This is a genomic window from Pectobacterium brasiliense (genome assembly GCF_013449685.1).
GTDB classification, from domain to species: domain Bacteria; phylum Pseudomonadota; class Gammaproteobacteria; order Enterobacterales; family Enterobacteriaceae; genus Pectobacterium; species Pectobacterium brasiliense_A.
In genome coordinates, this window is record NZ_JACDSF010000033.1 from 78,426 (window position 1) to 100,418 (window position 21,993).

22 protein-coding genes are annotated in these 21,993 nt (G+C 51.9%); 14 read left to right on the plus strand and 8 right to left on the minus strand.

The features are described from left to right. Positions 1–24: 24 nt before the first annotated feature. The 6 genes from rng to csrD all read right to left on the minus strand — a co-directional run bounded on the left by rng (position 25) and on the right by csrD (position 7,025). Positions 25–1,494 carry a ribonuclease G gene (gene rng / locus H0248_RS14450; RefSeq protein ID WP_180786440.1) on the minus strand — a complete coding sequence of 490 codons (1,470 nt, stop codon included), beginning with the start codon at positions 1,492–1,494 and terminating at the stop codon, positions 25–27. Next, a complete protein-coding gene (locus H0248_RS14455; protein ID WP_180786441.1) occupies positions 1,484–2,077 on the minus strand; it encodes a Maf family protein in 594 nt (197 codons plus the stop codon). The genes rng and H0248_RS14455 overlap by 11 nt, the downstream gene beginning before the upstream one ends. An 8-nt stretch (positions 2,078–2,085) precedes the next feature. Next, the gene (mreD, locus tag H0248_RS14460) at positions 2,086–2,574 is read right to left on the minus strand and encodes a rod shape-determining protein MreD (RefSeq protein WP_010300327.1); all 489 of its coding nucleotides are present in this window, start codon (positions 2,572–2,574) and stop codon (positions 2,086–2,088) included. Then, positions 2,571–3,554 carry a rod shape-determining protein MreC gene (mreC, locus tag H0248_RS14465; protein ID WP_180786442.1) on the minus strand — a complete coding sequence of 328 codons (984 nt, stop codon included), beginning with the start codon at positions 3,552–3,554 and terminating at the stop codon, positions 2,571–2,573. Before mreC ends, mreD begins: the two co-directional genes overlap by 4 nt. Positions 3,555–3,726: 172 nt before the next feature. Continuing rightward, positions 3,727–4,770 carry a rod shape-determining protein MreB gene (gene mreB / locus H0248_RS14470; protein ID WP_010300322.1) on the minus strand — a complete coding sequence of 348 codons (1,044 nt, stop codon included), beginning with the start codon at positions 4,768–4,770 and terminating at the stop codon, positions 3,727–3,729. 317 nt (positions 4,771–5,087) lie between these two features. Next, positions 5,088–7,025 carry an RNase E specificity factor CsrD gene (gene csrD, locus H0248_RS14475; protein ID WP_180786443.1) on the minus strand — a complete coding sequence of 646 codons (1,938 nt, stop codon included), beginning with the start codon at positions 7,023–7,025 and terminating at the stop codon, positions 5,088–5,090. 177 nt (positions 7,026–7,202) lie between these two features. Here csrD and acuI point away from each other — a divergent pair, with 177 nt between their 5' ends. The 7 genes from acuI (at position 7,203) to H0248_RS14510 (ending at position 13,474) form a co-directional block, all read left to right on the plus strand. Further along, entirely contained in the window at positions 7,203–8,180 is a 978-nt protein-coding gene (acuI, locus tag H0248_RS14480) for an acrylyl-CoA reductase (NADPH) (RefSeq protein WP_110162846.1), read from the plus strand. A 171-nt stretch (positions 8,181–8,351) separates the two neighbouring features. Further along, positions 8,352–9,353, plus strand: coding sequence for a protein-methionine-sulfoxide reductase catalytic subunit MsrP (gene msrP / locus H0248_RS14485; RefSeq protein ID WP_180786444.1), 1,002 nt, complete (start codon positions 8,352–8,354; stop codon positions 9,351–9,353). 58 nt (positions 9,354–9,411) lie between these two features. Further along, entirely contained in the window at positions 9,412–10,011 is a 600-nt protein-coding gene (gene msrQ / locus H0248_RS14490) for a protein-methionine-sulfoxide reductase heme-binding subunit MsrQ (RefSeq protein WP_180786445.1), read from the plus strand. A gap of 254 nt (positions 10,012–10,265) precedes the next feature. Further along, positions 10,266–10,718, plus strand: a complete 453-nt coding sequence (gene aroQ / locus H0248_RS14495; RefSeq protein ID WP_180786446.1) for a type II 3-dehydroquinate dehydratase — start codon at positions 10,266–10,268, stop codon at positions 10,716–10,718. A 24-nt stretch (positions 10,719–10,742) separates the two neighbouring features. Further along, a complete protein-coding gene (gene accB, locus H0248_RS14500; RefSeq protein WP_010681551.1) occupies positions 10,743–11,210 on the plus strand; it encodes an acetyl-CoA carboxylase biotin carboxyl carrier protein in 468 nt (155 codons plus the stop codon). Between the two features lie 11 nt (positions 11,211–11,221). Beyond that, positions 11,222–12,565 (plus strand): acetyl-CoA carboxylase biotin carboxylase subunit, encoded by a 1,344-nt coding sequence (accC, locus tag H0248_RS14505; protein WP_039557841.1) that lies wholly within the window; start codon positions 11,222–11,224, stop codon positions 12,563–12,565. Positions 12,566–12,712: 147 nt separating this feature from the next. Beyond that, a complete protein-coding gene (locus H0248_RS14510) occupies positions 12,713–13,474 on the plus strand; it encodes an AraC family transcriptional regulator (RefSeq protein WP_180786447.1) in 762 nt (253 codons plus the stop codon). On the opposite strand, the gene leuA is transcribed toward H0248_RS14510, so the two are convergent. After that, positions 13,464–15,134 carry a 2-isopropylmalate synthase gene (gene leuA / locus H0248_RS14515; RefSeq protein ID WP_180786448.1) on the minus strand — a complete coding sequence of 557 codons (1,671 nt, stop codon included), beginning with the start codon at positions 15,132–15,134 and terminating at the stop codon, positions 13,464–13,466. The genes H0248_RS14510 and leuA overlap by 11 nt on opposite strands. Before the next feature lie 331 nt (positions 15,135–15,465). Here leuA and H0248_RS14520 point away from each other — a divergent pair, with 331 nt between their 5' ends. The 6 genes from H0248_RS14520 to fis all read left to right on the plus strand — a co-directional run bounded on the left by H0248_RS14520 (position 15,466) and on the right by fis (position 20,607). Next, positions 15,466–15,708, plus strand: coding sequence for a YhdT family protein (locus tag H0248_RS14520; RefSeq protein WP_010681541.1), 243 nt, complete (start codon positions 15,466–15,468; stop codon positions 15,706–15,708). Next, positions 15,698–17,149, plus strand: a complete 1,452-nt coding sequence (gene panF, locus H0248_RS14525) for a sodium/pantothenate symporter (protein ID WP_014913828.1) — start codon at positions 15,698–15,700, stop codon at positions 17,147–17,149. Before H0248_RS14520 ends, panF begins: the two co-directional genes overlap by 11 nt. A 17-nt stretch (positions 17,150–17,166) precedes the next feature. Then, a complete protein-coding gene (gene prmA, locus H0248_RS14530) occupies positions 17,167–18,054 on the plus strand; it encodes a 50S ribosomal protein L11 methyltransferase (protein ID WP_039282860.1) in 888 nt (295 codons plus the stop codon). A gap of 175 nt (positions 18,055–18,229) precedes the next feature. After that, positions 18,230–18,964 carry a carbonic anhydrase gene (locus H0248_RS14535; protein ID WP_180786449.1) on the plus strand — a complete coding sequence of 245 codons (735 nt, stop codon included), beginning with the start codon at positions 18,230–18,232 and terminating at the stop codon, positions 18,962–18,964. Between the two features lie 357 nt (positions 18,965–19,321). After that, positions 19,322–20,287 carry a tRNA dihydrouridine synthase DusB gene (gene dusB, locus H0248_RS14540; protein WP_010681537.1) on the plus strand — a complete coding sequence of 322 codons (966 nt, stop codon included), beginning with the start codon at positions 19,322–19,324 and terminating at the stop codon, positions 20,285–20,287. Positions 20,288–20,310: 23 nt separating this feature from the next. Further along, complete coding sequence (fis, locus tag H0248_RS14545) at positions 20,311–20,607, plus strand: DNA-binding transcriptional regulator Fis (RefSeq protein ID WP_005975342.1); 297 nt, start codon at positions 20,311–20,313, stop codon at positions 20,605–20,607. A gap of 158 nt (positions 20,608–20,765) precedes the next feature. Here fis and H0248_RS14550 read toward each other — a convergent pair whose 3' ends face one another. Further along, on the minus strand, positions 20,766–21,068 hold the full coding sequence (locus tag H0248_RS14550; protein ID WP_180786450.1) for a DUF1889 family protein: 303 nt from the start codon (positions 21,066–21,068) through the stop codon (positions 20,766–20,768). A gap of 245 nt (positions 21,069–21,313) precedes the next feature. Between H0248_RS14550 and H0248_RS14555 the strand changes: the two genes are divergently transcribed. Continuing rightward, positions 21,314–21,616 (plus strand): hypothetical protein, encoded by a 303-nt coding sequence (locus H0248_RS14555; protein ID WP_180786451.1) that lies wholly within the window; start codon positions 21,314–21,316, stop codon positions 21,614–21,616. Positions 21,617–21,993 lie beyond the last annotated feature (377 nt).

Here is a 21,993-nt window from a genome sequence, read left to right on the forward strand (position 1 = left end):
GTCGCCGACGACAAGCGCACGAATTTACATCATGACGACGTCAAACTGCTCCTGGCTATACAGGGGTTCGATTTGTACTTTGACCTGTTTACCGACGAAAATCTCAACCTCAGCTAACGCGTGCGACTCTTCACTTTTCAGCGCTTCCCCGACTGCCGGTGAGGCATAGACCAGGAAACGATCGGTGTCATAAGCGTGGTGGACACGCACGATTTCACGCATAATTTCATAGCAGACGCTTTCTACCGTCTTCACCGTGCCACGACCACGACACGTCGGGCATTCATGACACAGCACGTGTTCGATACTCTCACGTGTGCGTTTACGCGTCATCTCCACTAATCCTAGTTGAGAGAAGCCGCTAATACTGGTTTTGACCCGATCTTTACTCAACGCCTGCTCCAGGGAATTCAGCACCCGCCGACGGTGATCCTCATTATTCATATCGATGAAGTCGATAATGATGATGCCACCGAGGTTACGCAGACGCAGCTGTCGTGCAATCGCCTGCGTCGCTTCCGTGTTGGTATTGAAAATGGTTTCATCCAGATTGCGGTGGCCGACGAATGCCCCCGTGTTGATGTCGACGGTCGTCATTGCTTCGGTCTGATCGATGATCAAATAGCCACCGGATTTCAGTTCAACCTTTCTGTCCAGCGAACGCTGAATCTCATTTTCCACGTCAAACAGGTCAAAAATAGGCTGTTTACCCGCATAATGCTCAAGTTTGCGGGTCATCTCCGGGATGTATTCGGCGGTAAATTCCTGCAGCGCTTCATACGTCAGTCGGGAGTCAATCCGAATGCGATCCAACGCGGCACCCGCAAAATCACGCAAAATTCGCTGGGCGAGCGCCACTTCACCGTAGAGCTTACATTTGGTCTGGTTGCGCTTTTTGCGCTCCATCACCTTGCCCCACAGACGTTTCAGGAATGCCGCATCCTGCGAGAGCTCCTCTTCACCGATGCCTTCCGCAGCGGTACGAATGATAAAACCACCGTCATCATCGCAATACTCGGCGACCGTTTTCTTTAAGCGCTCGCGTTCCGCTTCGCTCTCAATCCGCTGTGACACACCGACGTGCGATGCACCGGGCATAAACACCAGATAGCGCGACGGCAGCGTGATATCGGTCGTCAGGCGTGCGCCTTTGGTTCCCAGCGGGTCTTTGACCACCTGCACCATGAGATCCTGCCCCTGACGCACCAGTTCGGCGATATCACGGACGTGAAAATTCTTCTGTTCGTCACCGGCAACGCATTCGGTGTGCGGCATGATATCGGACGCGTGCAGGAATGCCGCTTTATCCAAACCGATATCCACAAACGCCGCCTGCATGCCCGGCAGGACGCGACTCACGCGGCCTTTATAAATGTTGCCGACAATGCCGCGCTTCGCATCACGCTCAATATGAATTTCTTGCAGAATGCCGCCATCGATATAGGCAACGCGCGTTTCTGACGGTGTAACGTTTACCAGTAACTCAGCAGTCATGTTTTCCTCTTGCACTCCGCAATGCAGCAAAATTACTGAATAACTCATGGGTTTCTACCAGCGGCAGCCCAACCACCGCGTAATAGCTCCCGTTAAGCGACCGGACAAAGCATCCACCTTTGCCCTGAATACCGTAAGCCCCGGCTTTATCTATCGGTTCGCCGCTGGCGATATACCGTTCGATATCCTGCTGCGAGAGCGAACGGAAAACGACATCGGTTACCACCAGACAGCTCAATACATCGTCTTTATCTGCCAGCGCGACGGCTGTCATCACCTGATGTGGTTTCCCAGACAGCTGACTCAGCATCTCTGCCGCATGGGCTTCATCCTGTGGTTTTTCCAATACCTGACCGTTCAGTACCACAATGGTGTCGGCACCCAGAACCGGCAAATCAGACGGTGCCGCTACGACACCCGCAGCCGCTTTCTCATGCGCCAGACGCCGGACATAAGCGTCCGCCGCCTCCTCCGGTAACCGCTGTTCCTCCACCTCGACATTCAGTACAGAAAAAGGAATATCGAGCTGCGTGAGCAGTTCGCGACGGCGAGGAGAGGCGGAGGCCAGATAAAGCTGAGTCATGAATCACCTTATTGCACAGTAAACTGACGACGAATTTTACGCATCAGCAGGAACAGCCACGGCCAGAGTACGCCATCAACGACGCTATTCCAGAATGTTTCCGGTCGGAAAGAGACATTAATAACTAAAAATTCTGCCCAGAATACCGTGAGATCCATCAGCAGCGACAACAGCATGACGATTAAAGCCTGCTGCCATAGCGCCATATTTCGGAATAGCTGGAATTTAAAGGCGACCAGATAAGCAACAATGCTCAGCGCCAGCGCCCGTACTCCCAGTGTAGACCCAAGAATCAGGTCCATAATCAGACCTAATATAAATCCTGTGCCGACATTCACCCGATGTGGCAATGCCATCACCCAGTAAATGAGAAACAGCGTCAGCCAGGAGGGGCGAAACATGTAGATTTCATCCGGCCACGGCATAATCTGCAAAACCATGGCGATCAGAAAAGAAAGCCAGATAATCCAGTTGCCATGCCTGCGATAACGGTTCATTGGCGGCCTCTTTGCGGCTCGGCGGTGGGTGCAGCGGTATCAGGAGGAAGCGGCGGTCCCATGTCGTCAGGCGACGGTAAAACCTGCGGCATCATTTGCATCAGACGCTCATTGGCAACCCGATGGACTTCCGCTGGCGGCAGCGCCGTATTGGCGTTATTTTCCACGCCCCACAGTAAGAGCAGATAGCGCAGGCGCTGGAGCCCCGCAGTCGGACGTGCCTGAATAATCGTATAGGCTCGCTGTGTATCGGCCTTGACCGATGACACCACACCAACGGGATACCCTTCGGGGAAACGACCGCCCAGACCCGATGTGACCAGCACGTCACCCACTCGGATGTCGGTATTGTTAGGCAAGTGTTCGAGTTGCAGATCGTCGGCGCAGCCATTGCCGGCGGCAATCACGCGGATATCATTGCGTAGCACCTGAATCGGCAACGCGTGGGAAACATCACAAATCAACAAAACCCGGCTGGTAAACTGACCAACCGCCACAACCTGACCCACCACACCTTTATCGCTGATGACCGGTTGCCCTTCATACACGCCGTTCGCCTGACCTTTATCAATCACCACCTGATCGCTATAGGGGTCGGTTCCGGCGGACATCACCTGCGTTACCATTTTCTGCTCATCCTGACGCAGTGGCGAGCCGAGCAGTTCACGTAAGCGTGCATTTTCCTGCTTGAACTGGCCCAGCAGCAACAGGTCACTGTTTTTCATCAACAATTCTTGACGCAGCGCGGTATTTTCAAGGCTTAATTGCTCACGAGTTGCCAGTGAGGTAGACACATTGTCCAGAATCTGACGGGGCCCATTCGCCAGAAAATAGAATGGACTGACGGTGGTGTCCATATATGTTCTGATTTTGACGAACGAACCGAGCCGACTGTCCGCAACGATCACGACAATCGCGGTAACGACAGCAAGAAAAAGTCGTAATTGCAGGGAAGGCCCCCTGCTAAAAAGCGGCTTCATAAAATTTGCGTATTCCTCGACAGCAACCTCAAATCGCACCTGGCGATTTTTAACGTCACAAAGCGGTGCCCCGTAGGGCGAATTTCATTGCTCAGGCAAATAAAAAAGGGGTAACCACGAAAGATGAAAAACGTAGGCGTTCATCCATCCGGTCCCCCTTTTCCAGACAGGATTACTCCTCGCTGAACAAATCGCCACCGTGCATGTCGATCATTTCCAGCGCCTTGCCACCGCCACGGGCGACACAGGTCAGCGGATCTTCAGCCACTACAACAGGAATACCGGTTTCTTCCATCAGCAAACGATCCAGGTTACGCAGCAGCGCACCGCCGCCGGTTAACACCATACCGCGCTCGGAAATGTCGGAGGCCAGTTCCGGTGGACACTGTTCCAACGCCGCCATGACCGCGCTGACGATACCCGTCAACGGCTCTTGCAGCGCTTCCAGAATTTCGTTGGAGTTCAGCGTGAACCCACGCGGTACACCTTCAGCAAGGTTACGGCCGCGCACTTCGATCTCAAGCACTTCGTCGCCCGGATAAGCGGAGCCGATTTCATGCTTGATACGTTCTGCCGTGGCTTCACCAATCAGTGAACCGTAGTTACGACGAACGTAGTTGATGATCGCTTCATCAAAGCGGTCACCACCAATACGGACAGAAGAGGAATACACCACGCCGTTCAGCGAGATCACCGCGACTTCCGTGGTACCACCACCGATATCCACCACCATGGAACCCGTCGCTTCGGATACTGGCATGCCAGCACCAATCGCAGCCGCCATCGGCTCTTCGATGAGGAACACTTCGCGGGCACCGGCACCCAACGCGGATTCGCGAATGGCACGACGCTCAACTTGCGTTGCGCCGACCGGAACACATACCAGCACGCGTGGGCTCGGACGCATAAAGCTGTCGCTATGCACTTGCTTGATGAAGTGCTGCAACATTTTTTCTGTGACCTGGAAATCGGCAATCACACCGTCTTTCATCGGGCGAATCGCCACGATATTCCCAGGCGTTCTGCCCAGCATCTGCTTAGCGTCATGGCCGACTGCCGCCACGCTCTTTTGAGAACCGGCACGATCCTGACGAATCGCAACCACAGAGGGTTCATTCAGTATGATGCCCTGCCCTTTAACATAAATCAGGGTATTGGCGGTACCCAGGTCGATGGACAAGTCGTTGGAAAACATGCCACGAAATTTCTTAAACATAACTAAAGGATAATCCTGCAAGCTGGGGGCGAAAAATAAATCCGCCTACTTTACCAACCACACGAAGCAGCGACAAGGCACGAAAAGGCTCTGCTTCGGTGAAAAATAAGTCTGCGTTGCGCACGTCGGCATCAGGGAGAAGGCACAACAGGCTTTCTCCTCAGGCGGCAAGGCATCTTACCACTGTCCACCCGACAGAATTTGCGCTAACACAGGACATAAAATCTAACATTTAATCGGATTGCTGCTAACGTAAGCACACACTAACCGATTTAACAACCGCCTCATTCTACGTCAATTTGAACGGGACGTTTATATTAAACACGATACCGCGGTGAATATTTTTTCAGCTCATCCGTTACAGGGACTGATGCGGCAAAAAAATCGCCTTGCCCACCATAAACGCCCTTGCCCAACAGCATCCGCCACTCCTCTTTGGTTCGCACGCCAGCGGCAAACACCCGCGTTTGCGTCCCTTTACAGGCCTCGGTCAGGCTTTGTACAAACAGCTGATTTTCCGGGCGGCGCTCAAGACTGCGGACCAAACCAGGATGAAGCTTGATGATCTCCACGGGGAGTGACTTGATATACGTCGTACTCACCAGCGTCAAACCCGCTTGCGTCACCGCCAGGCGACAGCCTAATCCCAAGATCAAAGTGAGAACCGAGCGCAGGCGGCCGATATATTGACAGACATCTGCTTCTGCAAGTTCAAATAAAATGCGCTGACGCTGTGTTTTCGGGCATTGCAGCAACATTTCTTTTAGCCAGCGCAGGAAAGGCTTTTGCAAAAGTGAGTCCACACTTACCGGTAAAGCCAGTGTTTCTCCCGGCCAGCTCGCTGACAGATCAATAATTCGTGCTACCAGTTGCCGATCATAGCTGGCTGCCAGTCCCAGTTGTTGCACCAGCGGCATATACTCCGCCGCGAGCAGTTCCTGTTCCCCATCATAAATCCGACTCATCATTTCGCGATGATGTACCACGCCCTCTTTTGTCACCGCAGGTTTCTGATACAGTCGTGGGCCACCGCGTGCCAGCGTCTGTTCCAGCAAGGTCCGCCATTTCACGCTGCCACGCCCTTTGTCAGGCACCTGCCTGTCAAACACGCACCAACTATTACCGCCCTGCAACACCGCATTACGCGTCGCATCTTCCACGCTCTCCATCACTTGCTCGGCACTTTGCCCGCCGCGATAGGCACAAATACCAATGTGGAGAACGTCCTCGCGATCGATCAACGGGCAGGCGGGAAGAATATCGATAGACTTCACCAGTTGCGTGGCAATTGCAGTGGCTTCCTTTAGCGTGCTGTGGGGGAGCAATACGGTGAAATCGCTGCTGAAATAACGCGCCAGCAGCGCAGAGGGATAGCGCATGACAAACGTCGATAGCAGATTGACCAGCGTGAAACGGTAGTCCTGAAGCGCACTGGTATAGCCGTGCGTTTCTTGCAACGTTTCAAAGTCAGGTACGCGAATCATCATGACGACGCCGTGCGTACTCACCTCTTCGCCATCTTCCAACTGGGTGGTAAATTGATTATCAAAAAACAGACGATTACTCAGCCCAGTTTCAGCATCCTGCGCGGCGAAAGCACGAATTAACGTATCAACACGTCCGCGTTCCTCACGCGCTTCCACTAAATCAGACAGCAGTTGATCGAGCGCCCCGCTGGTCTTAGCTGGCCATTCACGTACCGAGCCCTGCATAACCGATTCTCGCTCGCCCTTAAGAATACGCTGTGCGCGTTTTTCTAATTCTTCCTGTCCAGCAGCCTGCCGACGCAACCAGCAAATGGAAAAGTACAGCATGAGGAGCATCAGGCCCGCAGCCAGCAATACCGATAGCGTCGACACCACGAAACGCGGTAAACCAATCAGCGGGTCAACATATTTTAAGGCGATCGTCATGTTCAAATGATGCATCAGCGGAAATTCGACCTCATGATAGAGGTGCGTGCGTTCCCAGCCGGCCTCGGGCAGTTGTATTGAATAGAGCGTCGAATCGTTATCCTGAATATCCAACACCACAATACCTGCCGTTTTCATCATTCCCGGCAGCCAATATTGAATATTTTCGGGCGATTGCACTAATAGCGCCTGATCGATACTGGCCGTGACCTCGCGTAGCTGCTGCTCGGTTCGCCACTGGCTATAATAACAGAGGCTAAATATGCTACTGAAAAGCATAAGAAAAATGGCGATAACCGTCAGCAATACTATGAGTATCGAGAACCTGGTCGTAAATCCCATCCCTGCGTCCTATTCCAAATAATTGTTATTTCTGCGAGTTTGTTGTTTTTTATCAGTTCGCATAGGCCAGCAACATAGTACCTTTTTTAACAAACAGTACTTTTTAACAAATAGTACCTGTAATAACTATAGTCGTTAATGACTTCCCCATTTTAATCCTGCCACAGGAGATAGCCCATGCAGGCTTTAGTTCTTGAACAGTCAGACGGACTGACCCACGCTCAGATTCGCGAGATTGACGCCGAGCAGCTTCCCACCGGGGATGTAACTGTCGATATCAACTGGTCCGGCATTAACTATAAAGATGCGCTTGCCATTACCGGCAAAGGTAAAATTATCCGTAACTTCCCGATGGTTCCTGGAATCGACTTCGCCGGAACCGTACGCCACAGCGACAGCGATCGGTTTAGCGTCGGCCAGCCTGTTATCCTGACTGGTTGGGGCGTGGGTGAAAACCACTGGGGCGGATTGGCGCAACAGGCACGCGTGAAGAGCGATTGGCTGGTGCCACTGCCCGCATCGCTGGATGCGCGTAAGGCCATGATTCTTGGCACAGCAGGCTTTACCGCGATGCTGTGCGTGATGGCGCTGGAAGACGGTGGCATCACGCCGGAAAGCGGCGACATTATTGTGACGGGTGCCAGCGGCGGCGTCGGCAGCACAGCAGTCGCCCTGCTTGCAGAGCTAGGTTATCAGGTCACTGCCGTCAGCGGCCGCGCTGACAACACCGATTACCTGAAGAAACTGGGCGCCAAACAGGTGTTGGATCGCAGCGAATTCAGCGGAAGCCCTCGTCCGCTGGAGAAACAACGTTGGGCTGGCGCGGTGGATACCGTCGGCGATAACGTGTTGGCGACGCTGCTGGCGCAGATGGATTACAACGCAACGGTCGCCGCGTGCGGTCTGGCTGGCGGTGTTGCGCTGCCAACTACCGTGATGCCATTTATTTTACGTAATGTTCGCCTGCAAGGTGTGGATTCCGTGATGGCACCGCTGGATCGTCGTCAGCAAGCATGGGAGCGTCTGGCTACCATTCTGCCTGAGTCGTTCTATCAGCAGGTGACACAGGAAATCGGATTGGAAGACGTCCCTGCCACTGCCGCTGCGCTGCTGGAAAACAAAGTCACTGGCCGCACACTGGTGAAAATCAGCTAACGTCTTTCGTTGACGCACTCAGCCACCTTCGGGTGGCTGTTACACCCTGCAAAAAAGTATTTCATCTCTCCTGTCGCGGTTTCTACCGCAATTAATCTATAACTAAGTGAACGGTAAGCATTAAAAAACGCCACTTTGCGTCAACAATAATAATGACTGGCGGGAGTTCACATGCAAAAACATCGCAAGTTCACGGAAGCCGACGTTACCCCGGAATCCCTCTTCTATCAGCGTCGGCGCGTCTTAAAAGCGCTGGGTATTTCCGCTGCGGCGCTCTCGCTGCCATTTTCTGCACAGGCTGACCTGTTGGCCTGGTTTAAAGGCGGTGATAAACCGAAAGCGCCGCCGGGTAAACCGCTCACATTTAGCCAACCTGCCGACTGGAAACTCGATCTGCCGCTCACGCCGGAAGATAAAGTCACGGGTTATAACAACTTCTATGAATTCGGGTTGGATAAAGCCGATCCAGCAGCCAATGCTGGCGGGCTAAAAACCGAAGGCTGGACCGTCAAAATAGACGGCGATGTCGCCAAACCCCTCACGCTGGATATAGACGATTTGCTCAAACGCTTTCCGCTGGAAGAGCGCATCTACCGCTTCCGCTGCGTCGAAGCGTGGTCAATGGTGATTCCGTGGGTCGGGTTTGAGTTAGCCAAGCTGATTAAATACGCCGAACCCACCAACAATGCCCGCTACGTAGCGTTTCAGACGCTTTACGACCCGGAACAGATGCCGGGACAAAAAGATCGCTTCATGGGCGGCGGGCTGGATTACCCCTATGTAGAAGGGCTGCGGCTGGATGAAGCCATGAACCCGTTGGCGCTGCTGGCCGTCGGCGTTTACGGCAAAACGTTACCGCCACAGAATGGTGCGCCCATCCGGTTAGTCACACCGTGGAAATATGGCTTCAAGAACATCAAATCTATCGTACATATCCGGTTGACTCGCGAGCAGCCCCCGTGCACATGGAATCTGGCGGCACCGGATGAATATGGCTTCTATGCCAACGTTAACCCGCATGTGGATCACCCGCGCTGGTCGCAAGCGACAGAACGCGTCATCGGTTCCGGCGGGCTCCTTAACGTTGAGCGTCAACCCACGCTGTTGTTCAACGGTTATGCCGATGAGGTCGCCTCGCTGTATCGCGGTCTGAATCTGCGCGATAATTTTTAGTTAACAACACAAAACGTCTCGCCAATAACACCTTGTCAGGATAGGAATCCACATCAGCATGAGACTGACGTTACAACACATTACCCGGTTAAAAGTGCTACTCCATCTGGCTGGTTTTCTGCCGCTGCTGTGGCTGATATTGTCCGTTGACCAAGGGTGGCTCAGTGCCGACCCGGCCAAAGATATCCAGCACTTTACCGGAAGAATGGCGCTGAAATTGCTGCTGGCGACGCTGCTGGTTACACCATTAGCGCGCTACGGCAAACAGCCGCTGCTCATTCGCTGCCGACGCCTCCTCGGGCTGTGGTGCTTTTTCTGGGCGACGTTACATCTGGTGAGCTATGCGCTACTGGAACTGGGTCTGGATCATTTGGCGCTGTTGGGTAAGGAGCTGATATCCAGTCCTTATTTGACGCTAGGTGTCATAAGCTGGCTGATTTTGCTGGCGCTGGCGGTGACCTCGCCACAGATAATGATGCGCAAGTTGGGATCGAAATGGCAAAAACTGCATAATTTCGTCTATTTAGTCGCCATCCTTGCGCCTATCCACTATCTTTGGTCAGTTAAAACGCTGTCTCCACAGCCCATTTTGTATGCGCTCGCGGCGCTGATATTGCTGCTGTTTCGTTATAAGAAATTTCGTCAATGGTGGCGCTAAACGCCGCGCTAGCAGGGGAAAAGCCGGGTATGAGCCGCAGCAAGATTCACGCCGTCTCACGGTCTGGCGCAGGAATATCTCCGCAGATAAGACCAGTATTTAGCTGCGAATTGCCACGATATGGTTATAATGCACGACTTTAATTTCTCGGGTCGGACAATTTGCATCACGAAAGGTGACAAACGAATAGCTTCGCGCTATTTTGTGCGACACGGTTTTGGCAATCTTGGTCAATCGCGGGAGATAGCAGCACAATGGCAGAAAAGTTTCACATTTTGCTCTTGAACGGTCCAAACCTGAATCTGCTAGGAACCCGAGAGCCCGACAAATACGGTAAGACGACGCTAGCAGACATTGTCAGCGAACTGGAAACACAGGCGCAGGCATTGAACGTGAAGTTTTCCCATCTGCAATCCAACGCGGAACATGTTCTGATCGATACCATCCATCAGGCCAGAGGAAACACAGACTTCATTCTGATTAACCCGGCGGCATTCACCCACACCAGCGTGGCGCTGCGTGATGCCCTGCTGGCGGTCTCGATTCCGTTTATCGAAATTCATCTGTCCAACGTGCATGCACGTGAGCCTTTTCGTCATCATTCCTACCTTTCTGATGTTGCGGTAGGCGTGATATGTGGCCTGGGGGCAGATGGCTATCGGTATGCTTTACAGACGGCGGTAAAACGCCTGTCAACTTCCAATTAAACAAAAGAGTACGGAACCACATCCATGGATATTCGTAAAATCAAAAAACTGATCGAACTGGTTGAAGAGTCCGGCATCGCCGAACTGGAAATTTCTGAAGGTGAAGAATCAGTACGTATCAGTCGTGCCCCAGCAGCGGTTAACTACCCGATGATGCAACAGGCCTACGCTACGCCAATGATGCAGCCACAGCCTGCTCTGGCCGCCGCCGTTGCACCAGCGCCAGTGGAAGCTGCAGCAGCACCGGCTGCCATCAGTGGACACATCGTTCGTTCTCCAATGGTTGGAACCTTCTATCGCACCCCAAGCCCGGATGCTAAAGCCTTCGTGGAAGTGGGTCAGCACGTCAATGTTGGCGATACCCTGTGCATCGTCGAAGCCATGAAAATGATGAACCAGATCGAAGCCGACAAGTCAGGCGTGGTTAAAGCCATCCTGGTCGAAAGCGGTCAGCCGGTTGAATTTGACGAGCCACTGGTTGTCATCGAATAACGAGGCTTATCATGCTAGATAAAATCGTTATCGCTAACCGCGGAGAGATTGCGCTGCGTATTTTGCGTGCCTGTAAAGAACTGGGCATCAAAACCGTCGCCGTTCACTCCAGTGCGGATCGCGATTTGAAACACGTATTGCTGGCGGACGAAACCGTGTGTATCGGCCCGGCACCGTCGACAAAAAGCTATCTGAATATCCCAGCGATTATTTCCGCTGCGGAAATCACGGGTGCCGTCGCGATTCACCCTGGCTACGGTTTCCTGTCCGAAAATGCGGATTTTGCCGAGCAGGTTGAACGCTCTGGCTTTATCTTCATCGGCCCACGCGCAGAAACCATTCGCCTGATGGGCGACAAGGTGTCAGCCATCACCGCCATGAAAAAAGCGGGTGTTCCAACCGTACCCGGTTCTGATGGCCCTCTGACCGACGACATGGACGCTAACCGTGTTCATGCAAAACGCATCGGCTATCCGGTCATCATCAAAGCCTCTGGCGGCGGCGGTGGTCGTGGTATGCGTGTAGTGCGCAGCGACAAAGAGCTGGAACAATCCATCAACATGACCCGTGCGGAAGCCAAAGCGGCTTTCAACAACGACATGGTTTACATGGAAAAATATCTGGAAAACCCACGTCACGTGGAAATTCAGATTCTGGCTGATGGTCAGGGCCACGCCGTCTATCTGGCCGAGCGTGACTGTTCCATGCAGCGCCGCCACCAGAAAGTGGTGGAAGAAGCGCCAGCACCGGGCATTACGGACGAGCTGCGCCGCAATATCGGCGATCGCTGCGCCAAAGCCTGTGTCGATATCAACTATCGTGGTGCGGGTACGTTTGAGTTCCTGTACGAAAACGGTGAGTTCTACTTCATTGAAATGAACACCCGTATTCAGGTGGAGCATCCGGTAACCGAAATGATTACCGGCGTGGATCTGATCAAAGAGCAGTTGCGCATCGCTGCCGGTCTGCCACTGTCCATCAAGCAGAAAGACGTCAAGGTTCGCGGTCATGCGGTGGAATGCCGTATCAACGCGGAAGATCCGAACACGTTCCTGCCAAGCCCGGGTAAAATCACGCGTTTCCACGCGCCGGGCGGCTTTGGTGTCCGTTGGGAATCGCATATTTACGCCGGTTATACCGTACCGCCGTATTACGATTCCATGATCGGCAAGCTGATCACCTACGGCGAAACGCGCGAAATCGCGATTTCCCGTATGAAGAACGCGCTGGCTGAACTGATCATCGATGGCATCAAAACCAACATCGAACTTCAGATGAAGATCATGAGCGATGAAAACTTCCAGAGAGGTGGCACCAATATCCACTATCTGGAGAAGAAACTCGGCTTGCAGTAAATACTGCGCAATCGAGTCAAAAGGCCAGCTTATGCTGGCCTTTGTTATTTATGCCTCCGAGTCGTCATGCAGTTCTCAAGCGCTGACTAGCACAAGCAAACGAGGTAGGATATATCGTCTTTTTTAGGATGAGATGGTGGTTGCAGAGTGACAAGACAATCCGATTTTGATTTCTCGTGCAGACCATTAATTCCGTACGCACACAACTATAATCACGGGGATTATGAAAGCTGGCATACTCACAGTTGCGCTCAGTTGATTCATACGCTTAGCGGGGTTATTCGGGTTGAAACCCAACAGGGAATCTGGGTGGTTCCACCCTCGCGTGGGGTATGGATACCCGCAGATATTCCACATGCCTTACATATTGTGGGTGAAGTTAAGGCCAGAGTACTTTTTGTCGAACCGCTTGCCAGAGCAGACCTCCCTGTTATCTGTCAGGTCGTGGGGATAACACCTTTATTACGAGAACTCATCGTCGATGTCCTGAAACTTCCCGCTAATTATGAGCCAGGAAGTCGGACCGAACGTATTTATGAACTGATCCTTGATGAAATACGTTTGATGAATACGCTTCCTTTTTGTCTTCCTGAGCCGATTTCTGAGCGTCTGAAATTATTGTGCAATGCCGTCCGTCAGGCCCCCTATGAGGCCTGGACTGTGGCCAACGCTGCCGAGCAAGCCAATGTCAGCGTAAGAACACTCAGCCGACATTTTTATCAGCAAACCGGTATGCAATTCAGTGAGTGGGTTCGCCGTGCACGTTTGCTGATTGCGCTAACGCGTCTGGCACAGGGCGAACAAGTCACCCGAGTGGCGCTGGATTTAGGCTATGCCAACCCGGGAGCTTTCAGTGCCATGTTTCGCAGAGTCATGGGCGTGGCGCCCGGCAATTACTTCAACCCATAATCAAACGCCCTGCGGCATTCAACATCGCTTGCAAAGAGGCTCGGGTAACATCGCTGTCAATGCTGACACCCCATGCACATTCACCCGCATGGTTCTGACAGCACACATAAGCCACAGAACGGCTGTCACTACGCTGACCTAACGTGTGCTCCTGATAGCTCACAATATTAAGGTCTGCTTTCACCTCTCGGCAGAGAGCCGTCATGCCCGCAGAGAGAAAACCGTTTCCTGCGCCCTTCAAATTCAGTCTTTTCTCACGGAAAATGATGTCAGCTGAAAGCGTTGTGTTCTGCCCAAGCTGATTATCGCAGGTATATTTAGTTAACCGAATCAGCGGTAATTCGACTAAACCGTAAGCCTCACGAAATAGCATCCAGACAGCCATCTGCGACATCTCTTTCCCCTCAGATTCAGACGCTTTCTGTACCAGCAGACTGAATGCCTTCTGAAGTTGACGAGGTAAGATGAGGCCATGGTTTTTCTCAAGCAGCCAGGCAGCACCGCTTTTTCCTGACTGGCTGTTTACGCGAATAACGGCCTCATAATTGCAACCAATGTCTTCCGGATCGAGCGGAAGATAGGGAATTTCCCATAATGGCGAGGCCGAACGCTGTCGTGCTGCAAACCCTTTTTTAATCGCATCTTGATGTGAACCGGAAAAAGCCGTAAAAGCGAGTTCTCCGGCATAAGGGTGACGTGGTGCAACGGGGAGTTGATTACACTCCTCAACCACTTCCACCACCTTCTTCATGTGGCTGAAATCGAGCTCAGGAGAGATTCCCTGCGTGTAAAGATTAAGCGCCAGCGTCACTAAATCGACATTACCGGTACGCTCTCCATTACCAAACAGGCAGCCCTCAACTCTTTCAGCACCAGCCAGTAAAGCAAGTTCAGCGCAGGCAATGCCTGTACCGCGGTCATTATGCGGATGCACACTGATACAGACCTTATCTCTACGGGAAAAATGTCGGCAAAAATATTCTATCTGATCGGCATACACATTAGGCGTGTTGACCTCAACGGTCGCAGGAAGGTTGATGATCATGGGACGGCACGCATCAGGCTCCCAGACATCGGCGACAGCCTCGCAAATCTGAAGCGCGAAATCTGGCTCGGTAAAACAGAACGTTTCCGGTGAATATTGAAAGGTCCAGTCAGTCTCCTGCGCCTCAGCACATAGCTGACGGATCTGCTTCGTCGCATTGACCGCAAGCTGAATAATTTCATCGCGTGTCTGACGGAACACCACTTCCCTGAAAACCGGTGCAGTCGCGTTGTATAAGTGAATGGTGGCGCGATGTACACCGCTCAGCGATTCAAAGGTACGCGCAATCAAATCTTCTCGCGCCTGCGTTAACACCTGAATCGTCACATTCTGCGGAATACGCTTTTCTTCGATCAATAAGCGAACAAAATTAAAATCAGTTTGGGAAGCAGACGGAAAAGCGACCTCAATCTCTCTGAATCCGCAGGCAATCAGCAGATCCCAAAATTTCAGTTTACGCATTTCATTCATCGGCTCAGCAAGCGCCTGATTACCGTCCCGTAAATCGGTGGAAAGCCAACGTGGAGGCTGAGTTAATGTCTTGTCAGGCCATTGCCGATCTTTTAGACCAATCGGTGGATACGCTTTGTATTTCGATGAAGGGTTATTCAACATGATCGGGCTCCTTTTAATGGAACCCCAGTGTTATCCAGAGAGCCATGAGCACGCTCATCCGGAGGTGACAACTAATGACGCAAAAGTGACAATCATTAAACCGTTCGGCTCCTTTTCCGCGTTTTTCACTCTGAAAAAACCGTCATGTTCACTCCCCGTTGGCGCTTGGAGTAAAATGTTCTCGCGTCAAATAATGCGTACATCGCGACTGGCTTTTACGCTGATGACGTAATTCTTACTAGTCAATTGGCCCACATGCCGTAAAATTCCCGCTTTCGTCATCACGACGTTCATAACGATACCCATTCTCCCATTCACGGTGGAGCAGAACATGGATACACGCTTTCCTCAGGCGCACAAAGAGGCCCGCTGGGCGTTTGGCCTGACGCTGGTTTATTTAGTGGCCTGGGTGCTTGCCGCCTATTTGCCTGACAACACACAAGGGATCACCGGCCTTCCACACTGGTTTGAGATGGCTTGCCTGCTGCTGCCGCTCGTGTTTACGCTGCTGTGCTGGCTGATGGTGCGCGTCATTTTCCGCGATATCTCACTGGAGAGTGACGATGCAAATTGAAATTTTATTGCCGCTGATTGGCTATCTGCTGCTGGTCTTCGGGCTGTCGGTCTATGCGTACCGTCGCCGTCAGGCGGGTAACTTTCTTAACGAGTATTTCCTTGGCGGCCGCTCAATGGGCGGGTTTGTGCTAGCGATGACGCTCATCGGCACTTACGTCAGTGCCAGCTCGTTTATCGGCGGGCCGGGTGCCGCGTATAAATATGGGCTGGGCTGGGTGCTGCTGTCGATGATCCAGCTTCCCACCATGCTGCTGTCGCTCGGGATTCTGGGGAAAAAGTTCGCCATTCTGGCGCGGCGCTACAACGCCATCACGCTGAACGACATGCTGTACGCCCGCTACAACAGCCCGCTGCTGGTGTGGTTCGCCAGTATCAGCCTGCTGGTCGCGTTTATCGGTGCGATGGCCGTGCAGTTCATCGGCGGCGCACGCCTGCTGGAAACCGCGGCTAACATTCCTTACGACATCGGCCTGCTGATTTTCGGCGTCACCATTGCGCTGTACACCACGTTTGGCGGCTTTCGCGCCAGCGTGCTCAATGATGCAATGCAGGGCATTGTGATGCTGATCGGCACCGTTATCCTGCTGGTCGGCGTAATCTATGCCGCTGGCGGCCTGCACAGCGCGGTGGATAAGCTGCAACAGATCGACCCAATGCTGGTCTCGCCGCAGGGCAGCGGCGGTATTCTGTCGATGCCGTTTATGGCCTCATTCTGGGTGCTGGTCTGCTTCGGCGTTATCGGCCTGCCGAACACCGCCGTGCGCTGCATCTCTTATCGCGACAGCAAAGCGCTGCACCGCGGGATTATTATCGGCACGATCGTCATCGGAATTCTGATGCTCGGCATGCATCTGGCTGGCGCGCTGGGCCGCGCCGTGATGCCAAATCTGACGATTCCCGATCAGGTGTTACCGGCGCTGATGGTTACCGTACTACCGCCGCTGGCCGCCGGGATCTTTCTCGCTGCGCCAATGGCCGCTATCATGTCCAACATTAATGCGCATCTGCTTCAGGCTTCCGCCACGATCATCAAGGATCTTTATCTCAGCGTGCGCCCAGAGCAGATCCATAACGAACGCCGCATCAAGATCCTGTCCAGCATGACTACGCTACTATTGGGTCTACTGGTGCTGCTGGCCTCCTTACGGCCACCGGATATGATCATCTGGCTGAACCTGCTGGCGTTTGGCGGGCTGGAAGCGGTGTTCCTGTGGCCGCTGGTGCTGGGCCTGTATTGGGAACGCGCGAACGCTGCGGGGGCGCTTAGCGCCATGTTCACCGGGGCGATTTGCTATACCTTACTGGCTAGCTTCAATCTTCAGCTGGCTGGATATCACCCGATTGTGCCATCGCTGTTACTCAGCCTGATGGCGTTTATTATTGGCAACCGCTTTGGTCATAATCCACCAGCGCCGGTTGCCGCTTCATCTTCACTTTAAATGTAATAGAGACTGCTATGCCGTGGATTCAACTGAAAATAAACACCTCAGGAAATGTTGCAGAACAACTGGGTGACGCCATGATAGAAAGCGGTGCGGTATCCGTTACGTTTCAGGATACGCACGATAATCCCGTGTTCGAACCGCTGCCGGGCGAGACTCGCTTGTGGGGTGATACCGACGCGATTGCCCTGTACGATGCCGAAACCGATATGAACGCGGTTATCGCGATGCTGGAGCAAGAACCGCTGCTGGGCGTCGGTTTTAAACACAAAATCGAACAACTGGAAGACAAAGACTGGGAACGCGAGTGGATGGATAACTTCCACCCGATGCAGTTCGGCAAACGCCTGTGGATTTGCCCAAGCTGGCGTGACATTCCTGACCCGACTGCCGTCAACGTCATGCTCGATCCCGGTCTGGCATTTGGCACCGGTACCCATCCAACGACCGCGCTCTGCCTGCAATGGCTCGACGGACTGGATCTGGAAGGGAAAACCATCATCGATTTCGGCTGCGGTTCCGGCATTCTGGCGATTGCCGCTCTGAAACTGGGTGCCGCACGCGCCATCGGGATTGATATCGATCCGCAGGCGATTCAAGCCAGCCGCGACAACGCACAGCGCAACGGCGTTTCCGAGCGCCTTGAGCTTTATCTGCCGAAAGACCAGCCTGCCGACCTGTCTGCCGATGTCGTCGTCGCCAACATCCTTGCTGGTCCGCTACGCGAGCTGGCACCGCTGATTAGCGATTTGCCAAAAGCAGGCGGCCACCTCGGCCTGTCTGGCGTGCTTGCGACGCAGGCTGAAGGCGTCGCAGAAGCGTACGCAGACAAGTTCACGCTCGATCCAGTGGCTGAACGCGAAGAGTGGTGCCGCATTACCGGCCAACGCCGCACATCGTAATAACATTATCCTGCTAGTCCCGCCCACCGTATGTGCAACGGTGGGCACACTTCTTCCTGCTATATCTCACGATTGATCCCCATAAACAGGCGTATTATTCAGCTCGGCAAGCGACTGGACGTCACCTGCGCCCGGCGCTCAACGATGCCATATCATTATTTTCAAGGGATGAAAAATGAAAGGTAAACTCTCTGTCGTATTGATGTTATCCGCCAGCTTTTCCGCCTTGGCGGCCGATCCGGTTCACTGGGGCTACGAAGGCAACGGCGATCCCGCACACTGGGGAAAGCTGTCCCCAGACTTCTCGCTGTGTGAAACCGGTAAAAACCAATCTCCCATTAATATCCGCCAGGCGCTGGACGCCCAGCACGCCCCTCTACAGCTAGCTTTCCAGTCTGGGACACAGCAAATTATCAACAACGGGCATACCGTTCAGGTTAACGTGGGCCCGGGGAATACGCTGGTATTGGATAACGAGACATTCACCTTGCAGCAGTTTCACTTTCACGCACCGAGCGAGAATGAAATTGACGGTAAGCAGTTTCCGCTAGAAGGCCATTTTGTCTATAAAGACGCGGCTGGCGCGCTTACCGTTATCGCGTTGATGTTTCAGGAAGGAGAAGCCAATCTGCCGCTAGCCACGACATGGCAGCAGATTCCGGCTCAGGTTAATCAGCCGGAGGACGTGCGCACGCCAATCGCGATTCAGGCCTTGTTACCGACATCATTAAACTACTATCGGTTTAGTGGGTCGCTCACCACGCCACCGTGCTCAGAAGGCATTCGCTGGCTCGTACTGGACCATCCCGTCACTGCTTCTACCGATCAGATAAACCAGTTCCGCTCGGTCATGCATCACGCGAATAACCGCCCCACACAGCCGCTTAATGGCCGAATCATCATCCATTAAGCCACGTCGCGAGGCTGGTCAGACCGTCTGTCGGCCAGCCTCAGGTAAATCAGTACCCTTTTTTGCCACATTAACCAACGCATTTCACTGATAAAGCCTTGATAGGCTGCTGTATCTCCACCAAAAATGACCGTGCTTGCAGATAAAATTCTGTAAGCAGATGAATATTTTGTCGTTCAAAAAATCAGCACAAAAACATAACACACTGTTAAATATGAATAATATTTTCATATACCTCTACGAACTGCATTTTCATTGATCGATAGCCGTAAATTGGTCAAAGTTTGGCCTTTCATCTGACGTAAAAAATGCGTAATATACGCGCCCTTGCAGGCACAGTATGGTCAATTTTTGTCTATGCACATTGGACAATTTCAGCTTAGTAATCGCTTGATAGCAGCCCCAATGGCTGGTATTAGCGATCGCCCATTTAGAGCACTCTGTCATGCGATGGGCGCTGGAATGACCGTGTCTGAAATGCTTTCTTCCAACCCGGAAGTGTGGCGTTCAGACAAGTCGCGTTTGCGAATGGTTCATAGCGATGAACCGGGTATCAGAGCCGTGCAAATTGCCGGTTGTGACCCCGATGAGATGGCGGCGGCAGCGAGAATCAACGCTGATTCCGGCGCGCAGATCATCGACATCAATATGGGCTGCCCGGCGAAGAAGGTGAACCGCAAGATGGCAGGATCTGCGTTGTTGCAGTATCCGGATTTGGTCAAACAGATCCTCTCTTCGGTAGTGAAAGCGGTAGACGTACCGGTGACACTGAAGATCCGAACCGGTTGGGCACCAGAGCATCGTAACTGTGTAGAAATTGCCAAACTGGCTGAAGACTGTGGCATTCAGGCGTTAACCATTCACGGACGCACCCGTGCGTGCCTGTTCAATGGTTTCGCGGAATACGACAGCATTCGGGCAGTTAAGCAGGCCGTTTCCATTCCTATTATTGCGAATGGCGACATTACAGACCCGCATAAAGCCAGAGCGGTTCTTGACTACACCGGGGCTGACGCCCTGATGATAGGACGAGCCGCTCAGGGAAGACCCTGGATCTTTCGGGAAATCCAGCATTATCTGGACACAGGGGAGTTGCTGGCACCAATGCCGTTGGCAGAGGTCAAGCGCTTGTTGATCGAGCATATACGGGAATTGCACGACTTTTATGGTCCAGGCAAGGGATTTCGTATCGCTCGTAAGCACGTATCCTGGTATCTCCAGGAGCATGCCCCAAACGACCAGTTTAGGCGCACATTCAACGCCATTGAGGATGCCAGCGAGCAGCTGGAGGCGTTGAAGGCATATTTTGAAAATCTTGCGTAAACAGAAAAAGAGCTGACAGAACTATGTTCGAACAACGCGTGAATTCTGACGTACTGACCGTTTCCACTGTAAACTCTCAGGCTCAGGTAACCCAAAAACCCCTGCGCGACTCGGTTAAACAGGCACTGAAGAACTATTTTGCTCAATTGAACGGTCAGGATGTAAGTGACCTGTATGAGCTGGTATTGGCTGAAGTTGAACAGCCACTGTTGGACATGGTGATGCAATACACCCGCGGTAACCAAACTCGCGCTGCCCTGATGATGGGCATCAACCGCGGTACTCTGCGTAAGAAATTGAAAAAATACGGCATGAATTAATCAAAATTCATAACCTATTGTTTTTAAAGAACGCTTGTCAGAAATGGCAAGCGTTTTTTTATAATGTTTATACAGATGTTTATACACTGGTTGCTGAACGATACAGAAAGCACAAAAACAAAAAAGGCCGCTTTCGCAGCCCTGATAACACCTGGGGTTTACTTCAACGATCGTAGCTCTTTTTGAAAGTCTTCACTTAACCGCCCCTTGTTTTTAACCACAACTCGACCACCTGATCCAATTTTCTCAGCCAACAGAGCAAGCTCTCTGGCATGACGATCTTCCCAACCATGCTGTTTAGCCCATGTAGAAATTTCATCATATTCAAGCCTAATACTTAACTTATGTAGGTACTTGAATACCTCTTTTGCGGTGCTTTCATCCAATGGATGAGCAAGGCCTGAAGAAATATTAGTAACAATCTGAAGATGTTCTAAAGCCCGCTCTAATGCAGCATTCATATGATTTCCTTTCAGTTGCCTTTGAAATATAACCATATCATTAGTGCATTATTGTGCTAAATATTTCGACACAGTATTGGCGGGCCACCAAACTAAATGACGCAGGTAAGGGCGCTGCGAAGTAGCCCCTCATTATCATCTTTATATGAATTGACATACGCGTAAACTATTGTAATTCCACTCATAAAATGCCTAACCCCTCCGATAATGTAAGTTACTAGTCTTTATCGTGAGCAGAAGAAATTATGGAAATGAAATTTCGAGTGATTGTACTTGGTTTAAGCATCATTTTTGGCGTGCCTATCTCCATCCTTGGTTATGAGTGGATGATGGTCAAACTGAATAAGCAGACGCTAAATTGTATCTCTGATGTACATCATGCCGTTATGTCATTATCAATGGCAGAAGGCGCACACCCGGATGACTGGGAAGAACAGGGCGGGATTCCACTTTGCTTAAAACGCATACAATTCAAGAAATTTGATAATACCCATATATTAATAACCTTTTATCAATCGGTAATTATGTATCTGACGTGCATTCTTTGAACTGAAATCGTATCTATTTTGAGCATAATAACCACACAAAGTGAGTTAGATCTCGCCCTGCTGGGAAGAAAGGCATAAATCATTCAGTTCCTGCGGAGAAAATATTGATATTCGTAAAGGAAGTGTTGAATTTTTGAGAGAAGAAATTAGTAGAAAACAGCTCCAGTAAGCCACATTTACTACGATCCCCCTTCCAGACCTCCGCAAGAATTCGGTAATTGGCCTAGTTAAAAAAGCCAGCAAATAGCTGGCAAAGTACAAAAATAAACATGCATTGACGCCTATCTAATTATCATCAGCTAAAACATAAAGTAATGAAGGAACAACCTCACGCATCGCCGTTGGCTCTGTTTCGAGCCTGTAATTAAAATTGTGTA